At 41.4% G+C, this 9,537-nt stretch carries 7 protein-coding genes; 6 read left to right on the top strand and 1 reads right to left on the bottom strand.

Translation table 11 applies throughout. The features are described 5' to 3' along the window. Positions 1 to 45: 45 nt before the first annotated feature. The 5 genes from JEQ21_RS09150 (at position 46) to JEQ21_RS09130 (ending at position 5,361) form a co-directional block, all read left to right on the top strand. Positions 46 to 549 (top strand): hypothetical protein, encoded by a 504-nt coding sequence (locus tag JEQ21_RS09150; protein WP_199365224.1) that lies wholly within the window; start codon positions 46 to 48, stop codon positions 547 to 549. Then, the gene (locus JEQ21_RS09145) at positions 522 to 1,871 is read left to right on the top strand and encodes a hemolysin family protein (RefSeq protein ID WP_199365223.1); all 1,350 of its coding nucleotides are present in this window, start codon (positions 522 to 524) and stop codon (positions 1,869 to 1,871) included. The genes JEQ21_RS09150 and JEQ21_RS09145 overlap by 28 nt, the downstream gene beginning before the upstream one ends. Before the next feature lie 561 nt (positions 1,872 to 2,432). After that, entirely contained in the window at positions 2,433 to 3,227 is a 795-nt protein-coding gene (gene pflA, locus JEQ21_RS09140; RefSeq protein WP_196091693.1) for a pyruvate formate-lyase-activating protein, read from the top strand. A 76-nt stretch (positions 3,228 to 3,303) separates the two neighbouring features. After that, complete coding sequence (locus JEQ21_RS09135; RefSeq protein WP_199365222.1) at positions 3,304 to 4,239, top strand: manganese-dependent inorganic pyrophosphatase; 936 nt, start codon at positions 3,304 to 3,306, stop codon at positions 4,237 to 4,239. A gap of 249 nt (positions 4,240 to 4,488) precedes the next feature. Continuing rightward, positions 4,489 to 5,361, top strand: coding sequence for an Rgg/GadR/MutR family transcriptional regulator (locus JEQ21_RS09130; RefSeq protein WP_199365221.1), 873 nt, complete (start codon positions 4,489 to 4,491; stop codon positions 5,359 to 5,361). Between the two features lie 49 nt (positions 5,362 to 5,410). Here JEQ21_RS09130 and JEQ21_RS09125 read toward each other — a convergent pair whose 3' ends face one another. After that, entirely contained in the window at positions 5,411 to 6,856 is a 1,446-nt protein-coding gene (locus JEQ21_RS09125; RefSeq protein ID WP_199365220.1) for a UDP-N-acetylmuramoyl-L-alanyl-D-glutamate--L-lysine ligase, read from the bottom strand. 319 nt (positions 6,857 to 7,175) lie between these two features. Here JEQ21_RS09125 and JEQ21_RS09120 point away from each other — a divergent pair, with 319 nt between their 5' ends. After that, on the top strand, positions 7,176 to 8,801 hold the full coding sequence (locus JEQ21_RS09120) for a putative polysaccharide biosynthesis protein (protein ID WP_199365219.1): 1,626 nt from the start codon (positions 7,176 to 7,178) through the stop codon (positions 8,799 to 8,801). Positions 8,802 to 9,537 lie beyond the last annotated feature (736 nt).

The following is a 9,537-nucleotide window of genomic DNA, read 5'->3' as shown; positions in this document are numbered from 1 at the left end:
GCTTTCTCATCTTTATACAAACGAGTTTCCCAAAGAGGAAGTAAGATGAAGGCTGTTATCGCTTGTGCTCATAAGATACTAAGAATTGTCTACAAACTTTTGAAAACACATCAAACTTATGAAGCAGCAAAAGCATTAGGGATGCGGCAACATCCTCAAGACATTTTTAAATATGTTCACCTTAAGTATAACACAGATAGTGTTTTTTGCGCTTTTTTACTGTGTTATTTTCAAATAAAAGACTATATAGGACTTTTTGCAAATAATTCTAAACATACTAAGCTGAATGAATGGACTTTCCCCTCCTTAAGGAGGGCTTTTTTGGGAATCGGTTTAGTTTCTTTCTCAAGTCAATTCCAGACTTTGCAAACAATGTTCCGTTTTAGTGGATTTTTATCAAAAATATTAATGAACTTTGAATTTATGAATGCTTATTTCATAAGCTTCTTAGCTTTTATGTTTTTATTTTTATCATTTCGTGGTAGAATAGCTTATATTTATATTTTTAGGAGAAAAAACTCATGGAAGATCCTAGCAGTCAGAATCTGATGTTTCAGATTGTATTGCTTTTTGTCTTGACTTTTTTAAATGCCTTTTTTTCAGCCTCTGAGATGGCCATGGTGTCCTTGAACCGGTCACGTGTGGAGCAGAAGGCGGAAGAAGGGGACCGGGCTTATCAACGCTTGTTGAATGTCTTAGAAGAGCCGAATAATTTCCTATCCACTATTCAGGTTGGGATTACACTCATTAACATCTTGGCCGGTGCGAGCTTGGCGGATACCTTGGGGCGCATGTTTGCGACTTGGATGGGTGGTAGTGAGACGGCTTATGCGGCGGGAAGTTTTCTAGCCTTGGCGCTCTTGACCTATATCTCAATTGTGCTTGGGGAATTGTATCCTAAGCGAATTGCCCTTAACTTGAAAGAATCCTTGGCTGTTCGCACGGCTCCGATTATTCTTTTTTTGGGAAAAATTGTAAGTCCCTTCGTTTGGTTGCTTTCGGCTTCCACCAATCTGCTGAGTCGTTTGACGCCGATGGAGTTTGATGATGCAGATGAAAAAATGACGCGGGATGAGATTGAATACATGCTCTCGAAAAGTGAGGAGAGCTTGGATGCGGAAGAATTGGAGATGCTTCAGGGAGTCTTTACCCTTGATGAATTGATGGCGCGTGAATTGATGGTGCCGCGGACGGATGCCTTCATGGTGGATATTAAGAATCCAAGTGAGGAAAATATCCAAGCCATTTTAAAACAAAACTTCTCGCGGATTCCTGTTTACGAAGATGATAAGGACAATGTGATCGGAATCTTGCATACCAAGCGGATTTTGACCGAGGCCTTCACCTCTGGTTTTGAAAATTTGTCATTACGAAAGATTTTACAGGAACCACTATTTGTGCCCGAAACCATGTTCGTGGATGACCTCTTGACCTCCTTGCGGAATACGCAAAACCAGATGGCTATCTTGTTGGATGAATATGGGGGCGTAGCAGGTCTGGTTACCCTAGAGGATCTCTTGGAAGAGATTGTTGGGGAAATCGAGGATGAAACCGATAAGGCTGAATTAGAAGTTCGAGAATTGACGGATGGAAGTTTCATCGTCCTTGGTGCAATGACCTTGAACGATTTTAATGAGTACTTTAATGTTGAATTGGAGAGTGATGATGTCGATACCATTGCCGGTTACTACATTACGAGCCTAGGAAGCATCCCAGCAGAAGGGGAACGTCTTTCCGTTGACCTGGAGTCAAATGGTTATCGCTTGTCCATGCGCAATGACAAAGTTAAAAAAGGTCGGGTCACCAAACTTCGTCTACATCTGAAAAAAATAGAAGAAGATCAGGAATCAGAAGAAACGAATTCCAAATAACAAGGAAATCTCCAGGAAAAACACCTAGTCAGCTGCTGGAAAGGCAGCTTGATTCTAGGTGTTTTTTTGGTATCTGAAAACCACTAGCTGTGCTAGTGGTTTAAAAGAGCTTTAAGAGGTGTATTATACTCTTTTAGTTTATCTTTTATTACTGTGTTAGCTCGTCTTGCCGTACTTTAGTACTGCCTGCGACTCGCTGCCTTGTACTAAAAGCAAACTAAAAGACTATATACTCTTTTAGTTTATCTTTTATTACTGTGTTAGCTCGTCTTGCCGTACTTTAGTACTGCCTGCGACTCGCTGCCTTGTACTAAAAGTAAAGTAAAAGACTATGAAAGACGATACATTGTGAGTTTCCTATTTGATAAAAACTGAGGTTGAACTTTAGTGAGAAGTTGGAAGCTCCTTCATATTTCTTGTGTTAAAAGGGACTTGGGCTTTAGGGAGTGAAGAATTTGTATTTGCATTGATTCTATTTTCATGTACTATCATGAAAAATGAGGACATTTTTCCAAAAAAGTGCTATACTATAGAAAGTAAAACGCTTACAGGAGGGCTGTTATGGGAGAAGGAATCGATTATGGGAGCGTGACTGGATATGTTCATTCAACAGAGAGTTTTGGTGCTGTAGATGGACCTGGAATTCGTTTTATTATTTTTTTACAAGGTTGCAAAATGCGGTGCCAGTATTGCCATAATCCTGATACCTGGGCGATGGAGAATAATCAGGCCCAGACACGTACGGTAGACGATATACTTCAAGAAGCCCTACGTTATAAAGGCTATTGGGGGAAAAATGGAGGGATTACCGTTAGTGGTGGAGAAGCTCTTCTCCAAATTGATTTTCTAATTGCACTATTTAATAAGGCTAAAGAATTTGGAATTCATACAACACTTGATACCTGTGGTCTGACCTTTCGCAATGATCCCAAGTATCTGGCCGTTTTTGATCAACTCTTGGAAGTAACAGATTTGGTTCTTTTAGATTTAAAAGAAATCAATGAAGAGCGACACAAATGGGTCACCAGCCAGAGTAATCGCAGTATTTTGGCTTGTGCACAGTATCTATCCGATAAGGGGATTCCTGTATGGATTCGACATGTTTTAGTACCAGGTTTAACCGACCGAGATGATGATTTGGAGGAACTTGGTAAATTTGTAAAAACCCTAAAAAATGTCGATAAATTTGAAATTCTACCTTACCATACCATGGGAGAATTTAAATGGGAGAAATTGGGAATTGATTACCCTCTTAAAGGCGTCAAACCACCTACGAAAGAACGAGTTGAGAATGCTAAAAAGCTGATGGATACAGAATCTTACACAGACTACCTAAAACGAATTCAAAGAGGATAATTCCTAGTTTCTTCTGTGGTAGAAGGCCCGGCTTTGTGTTAAAATGGTAAGTGAAAATTGGAAAAGAGGTAGAATCATGTCAAAAATCTTGGTTTTTGGTCATCAAAACCCTGATACAGATGCGATTGCATCATCATATGCTTATGCTTACTTGGCTCGCCAAGCTCATGGTTTGGAAACAGAAGCGGTTATTTTGGGACAACCAAATGAAGAAACACGCTTTGTCCTAGACTATTTTGGCGTTGAGACTCCACGTGAAATTCAGTCTCTTGCCAATGAAGGGATTGAGCAAGTCATCTTGACTGACCACAATGAATTCCAACAATCTGCGGAAGGAATCCGTGGTGTTGAAGTGTTTGGTGTTGTAGACCATCACCGTGTGGCCAACTTTGAAACTGCGAACCCTCTATTTATGCGTTTGGAGCCAGTTGGATCTGCATCTTCAATTGTCTACCGCATGTTTAAAGAAAATCAGGTTGCAGTTCCAAAGGAAATTGCAGGACTGATGCTTTCAGGCTTGATTTCAGACACACTTTTGTTGAAATCTCCAACAACACATGTAACAGACATTCCATTGGCTACTGAATTGGCAGAACTAGCAGGTGTTGAGTTAGAGGTTTATGGACTTGAAATGTTGAAAGCTGGTACCAATCTCTCCAGCAAATCTGCAGCAGAACTAATTGATATTGATGCGAAGAGCTTTGAATTGGGTGAAAATACTGTTCGCGTAGCTCAGGTCAATACAGTTGATATCGCTGAAATCTTGGAACGACAGGGAGAAATTGAAGAAGCAATGCAGGCTGCAATGGCTGCAGAAGGCTACTCTGATTTTGTCTTGATGATCACAGATATTGTCAATTCCAATTCTGAAATTTTAACCTTGGGTGCTAACTCAGATAAGGTTGAAGCAGCCTTTGGTTTCAAGTTGGAAGACCACCATGCCTTCTTGCCTGGTGCAGTATCTCGTAAAAAACAAGTTGTTCCGCAACTGACAGCTGCTTTTGCGAATTAACACAAGAATAAAAGCAGAAATCATACTCGAGAAAATCAAAGGTTAAACTGAGAACAGTTATGAGATTTGTGAAGAGTGTAAATGTGAGGAAGGTAGGTCTAGGGGTGATCTACCTTCTTTCGCTCATTCATACTCATTCAAATTTTAATCCTGACATCGTCCGGTCTCATAGTCTTGTTTCGTCATTTTTGAAATTTCACGAGTATATTGTTTTGAGGTTTCCTAGATCAAAAAATGTAAAGGGTTTGTATGAAATCATTCGGTGAAGTATTTAAACAATTCCGGCAGTCACGAGGCTTGTCCTTGCGTTCGATTTCCAATAAAGATTTATCGGTCTCCCAGTTGTCTCGTTTTGAAAATGGGCAGTCCGACTTAACCATTTCAAAATTTAAAATTGCCCTGGATGAGATCAATATGCCCATGTCTGAGTTCACCTATGCTGTTCAGGACTTTAAACGAGACGAGTTGCAGGACCTTATTCACAAGATGGATTTATACGTTCTACGCAACGATGTGGTAAGTATGCGACACCTTCTGGAAACTAGACCCGTCAAACCCAAACTTCGAAGGCTTTTTCATGAACTAAACACCATCATTATCAAGGTTAAATTGGAAGAGATGACAGGGGATGCAATTGTTTCGGAGCATGATCTTAGTGTCTTAACGGATTATTTGATTGGAGTGGAGTACTGGGGTTACTATGAACTTTTACTCTTCATGCATTCGATGCACCGTTTTCGTCACAGTCTCTTTATGACCCTCACCAAGGAGATGATGTCGCGCTCGGAATTCTATAAAGAGCTTCCTTTGAATCGTCGGATGATTAATTATTTGGTATTGGAAGCATTTGTCCTTGCTTGTGAGAGGCAGGAACTTATCGATGCCCATTACTACCGGAAGTTCATTCGAAATAATCAGTTTGAAGAATGCGATATCTTTGAGCGTTTGGTCTACCAGTATGCAGAGGGGATGTTTGAATTTTTCTTTAATGATGAACGAAAGGGATTGATGCAGATGGAAAAGGTTATTGAGATTTTTCGTGATACAGGAAGTATCCATTTAGCCCAGTCTTATCAAGCACGAGTCGATGCTGCGATTAAGATAAAGGCTAATAATCACTAAAATGTTAAGGACAAGCAGAAAAGGAACCGATTTCGGTTCCTTTTTGATGTTATAAGTAGTTTTGGACAACCTGGGGATCGCCAGGGTAAGGGATTTTTTCTCCTTGGACGATTTGGAAAGCATCGGCCCCTTTTCCAGCAATGATGATAGCATCATCAGGTTTGTAGGACTGCTTCAATATTGTTTGTATGGCTAGTTCTCTATCGGGGATGATGTGGACTGGACGGTGGATGTAGCTCGCGATTTCTTGGGAAATAGCTTCTGGATCTTCATAGTTGGGATCATCAGCGGTTAGGTAGACTTCTACATTTGGATAGTCATTTAGGAGCAAACCGAAGTCCTTTCGGCGGCTCTCTCCTTTGTTACCGGTTGCTCCTAGGACGAGAGCGATTTTACCGGTTTGATAGTGGGCCACCGTATCGATTAATTTTTTCAGACTATCGCCATTGTGGGCGTAGTCAATAAAAATTTTAGCTCCAGAAGGATGCGAAAGGACTTCCATACGTCCGTCAACCTTGGTGTGGGCAATTCCTGCTTTAATGGCAGCGGGACTAGCTCCGAGTCGGTGGCAGGCTAGGGCTGCGGCTAGGGCATTTTCTTGGTTAAAGTCGCCAATTAGTTGAATGGCGTAGTCACCTGCTAAGGGGCCGGTGAGTTGAAAATGAAAGGCGCTGGACTGACTGATAGAATTGGGGCTACCGGCGCCATAGGCCGTGTGAGCTTTATCCGCAATTGATTCGAGGAGGAAGTCAATGTGATTCATTTGCTGATTCAATATCACATAACGACTATTGGCTAATAATTGGCGCTTATGATAGAAATAATCTTCATAAGTAGGGTGTTCGATCGGGCCGATATGATCGGGGCTGATGTTGAGAAAAACACCGACATCAAAAGTAAGGCCGTAGACCCGTTTCACCAGGTAAGCCTGACTGGAGACTTCCATAATAAAGTGGGTTCGCCCGTTCTTGACCGCTTGGGCCATCATGGCAAAGAGGTCCAAACTTTCAGGCGTTGTCAATTGGGATTTAAAGAAGGTTGCGCCATCTAAAGTGGAGTTCATAGTGGACAACATAGCTGGTTTAGCTTCTTCTTTTAAAATGTTAAAAGCAAAATAAGCGGCTGTTGTTTTTCCCTTGGTTCCGGTAAAGGCTAAGAGTTTTAGCTTCCTTTCGGGATGGTCGTAAAAGGCCATAGCCACCAGGCTCATAGCTTGCTTAATGTCATTAACCAGGATTACGGGGATGGATACTTGGTAGTCTACTTCACTGACATAGTATTTCAGCCCTTGTTGGATTGCGGTTTCCAAGTATTCAGCTTTGAATTGATGGCCTTTGGCAAAGAACAGTGTTTGCTCAGATACCTCGCGACTATCATAGCTTAGGTCTCGGAAATCCCAAGTTTCTCCCTGATAGTAGTAATGATCGTCTTTAACAATGGCACGGAAGTTGTGATCCTCTTTAAGGATTTGTAATGCGGTTTCAAGTTTCATCATAGCTTTATTGTAACCCTTCCGCCAAGCTTTTACAAGTCAAAGGCCATTGGGACACGACAAACGCATGAAACAGTAATTTCCGAATTATAACACAGTTTAAATTTAGTAACTTTAGCGATTCTCCTATAGAAGATTCCAAAAAGGATTATTTTTTATTGTGAAAATCCTGAACATTGAAATACAGAAAACTCTATTTTCTCGCTAAAAATCTCTCATGCGTTTGTCGTGCCATTGGGATTTTTTAGCTAAAATCTTGGAGGGATAAGGGCTTCGTGCTATAATAGTGGTAGGATTTTCGAAATATTTAAAGGGGAATAGAATGAATGACCAACAATCGCGTCAGCAAGAGTTGATGCTTAAGGGCGCTGCTTGGATGACGGCTAGCAACTTGATCAGTCGTCTCCTGGGCGCTCTCTATATTATTCCTTGGTATGGCTGGATGGGGCAGCATGCAGCAGAAGCCAACGGTCTTTTTACCATGGGCTACAATATCTACGCTTGGTTTCTCTTGATCTCTACAGCAGGCCTACCGGTTGCCATTTCCAAGCAGATTGCAAAATACAATACCATGGGAGAAGAGAGCAAGGCCTTTGCTTTGATCAATCGATTCCTGAAGTTGATGCTGGTACTGGGAATTGTATTTGCGGCAATCATGTATATTGCTGCTCCACTTTTTGCTTCTGGTTCGGGAGTAGGAGCTGAATTGATCCCTGTTATGCAAAGTCTAGCTTGGGCAGTGTTGATTTTTCCAGTCATGAGTATCATTCGCGGAGTATTTCAAGGCTACAATAATATGCGGCCATTCGCTATGAGTCAGATAGCTGAGCAGGTGGCGCGTGTCATTTGGATGCTACTAGCTACCTTTCTCATTATGCAGATGGGGAACCAAGACTATGTTGCCGCCGTTACTCAGTCCACCTTTGCCGCCTTTATCGGGATGATTGCCTCCATGGCACTTCTCATTTTTACCTTAAATCATGAGGGGCTCTTACGTCCTATTCTGGCAGCCTCTGGTCAAGAGCTGGAAGGTGGTACCGAATTGGTAATCGAAACGCTCAAGGAAGCAGTGCCCTTTATCATCACGGGATCAGCCATCCAACTTTTCCAGATTATCGATCAAATGACTTTTATCAATGTTTCTCGCTGGTTTACCGATACCTCTGAAAAGGATCTGTTGGTCTTGTTCTCGTACTTCTCAGCCAATCCCAATAAGGTCAGTATGATCCTGATTGCCGTAGCATCCTCCATCGGTGGGGTCGGGATTCCGCTCTTGACAGAGAATTTTGTGAAAAAAGACTTTGGAGCCTCCGCTAAATTGGTTATCGATAACCTCAGTCTCCTGATGACTTTTCTTATTCCGGCGACCTTCGGTTCCTTACTCTTGAGCCAAGCTCTATATACATTTTTCTATGGGCAACCTCAGGGCTCTTCGCTCAACCTCTTTGTCTGGGCGATGTCTTTCACAATCATTCTAGGTCTCTATACCGTATTAGCTCCAATGATCCAAGCGCTTTATGAAAATCGTTTAGCGATGCTGTATTTCGTATATGGTTTAGGACTTAAATTGGTTTTACAGATTCCATTTATTTGGTTACTCGGTTCATATGGACCTTTGTTAGCAACAGGTTTGGCGTTGGTGCTCCCCTGTGTGTTGATGTACCAAACCATTCACCGAATAACGCGCTTAAATCATCAACGGTTGATGAAACGGATGTTGCTGATTACCTTGATGACCGTAGTGATGTCTGTCTTTACAGGTCTAAGTCAATTCTTGCTATCTTTCGTCATCGCACCGACTAGTCGCTGGGGCAGCCTCCTACATTTACTAGTCGTCGGAGCCATTTCCGTTTACGTATATGCCTGGATGGCCCTCAAGTCTCATCACTTGGATCGGGTAATGGGACCACAAGCTCAACGATTACGTCAACTTCTGCGGATTTCATGATTTAAAACCAAACGTTTGAAGTAAAAAACAGGATATCTACTTGAAATACATATGAAGAACTCTTTTTCCTATTCAGAAGTTGGAAAAAACTTAACGTTAAATAGGAGTGTGAGACATAACGATTTTTACAAATAAAATCGTTCGTTATAAGTCTTTGTTTCAAGTTGTAAGCTGAAACGGTTTCTCCCCAAACCGACCTCGCTCTTTTATTGTTTGGCTCGGGTTCAAACAGTCTCTTCCCAGACTGTTTTCGCTTTCCATATTTAGGGCTCAAGTACTAACAGTCTCTTCCCAGACTGTTAGTACCCACCCCCGGTCTAAAGGCATGTTGAATGCCTTTAGAGTTTCTAAATGAAATGAACGAAGTTCATGTCGATGTTGATTCGGTTACTTTCGGAGGTCAAAGAGTCAGGAATTGACTCTTTGAGTATCTGGATAAGAGAACATGAAATGTTCTCTCAATAAAGGCGAAAGAAAGTACCAATCAACCACTGCGTCACAATGAATTCACTAACGAAAATAGGAAGGTTGAGACTTTTGTCTCAACCTCTTTTTTTTGTAAAAAGGCTATAAATGTAAAGCTTTTCATGGTGGACTGTGATATAATCTCGAGTTTATCACTTTGTGTTGTAAGCAATCCAGCTCAACCGCTTGATAGAACTGGATTTTTTCAACATTTTTTGCACAAAACACTTGTTGTATATGGTTGTGTATGATATAATAGAAATATGGCTTT

Source organism: Streptococcus sp. 121 (assembly GCF_016458205.1).
Lineage (GTDB): Bacteria > Bacillota > Bacilli > Lactobacillales > Streptococcaceae > Streptococcus.
Note: the sequence above shows the minus strand (reverse complement) of the source record. Positions and strands in the feature narration are given on the sequence as shown.

Bases quoted from the DNA above. Each gene is read 5' to 3' on its own strand.
- JEQ21_RS09145 (WP_199365223.1), top strand. From the start codon at position 522: ATGGAAGATCCTAGCAGTCAGAATCTGATGTTTCAGATTGTATTGCTT.
- JEQ21_RS09125 (WP_199365220.1), bottom strand. From the start codon at position 6,856: ATGATGAAACTTGAAACCGCATTACAAATCCTTAAAGAGGATCACAAC.
- JEQ21_RS09150 (WP_199365224.1), top strand. From the start codon at position 46: ATGAAGGCTGTTATCGCTTGTGCTCATAAGATACTAAGAATTGTCTAC.
- pflA (WP_196091693.1), top strand. From the start codon at position 2,433: ATGGGAGAAGGAATCGATTATGGGAGCGTGACTGGATATGTTCATTCA.
- JEQ21_RS09120 (WP_199365219.1), top strand. From the start codon at position 7,176: ATGAATGACCAACAATCGCGTCAGCAAGAGTTGATGCTTAAGGGCGCT.
- JEQ21_RS09135 (WP_199365222.1), top strand. From the start codon at position 3,304: ATGTCAAAAATCTTGGTTTTTGGTCATCAAAACCCTGATACAGATGCG.
- JEQ21_RS09130 (WP_199365221.1), top strand. From the start codon at position 4,489: ATGAAATCATTCGGTGAAGTATTTAAACAATTCCGGCAGTCACGAGGC.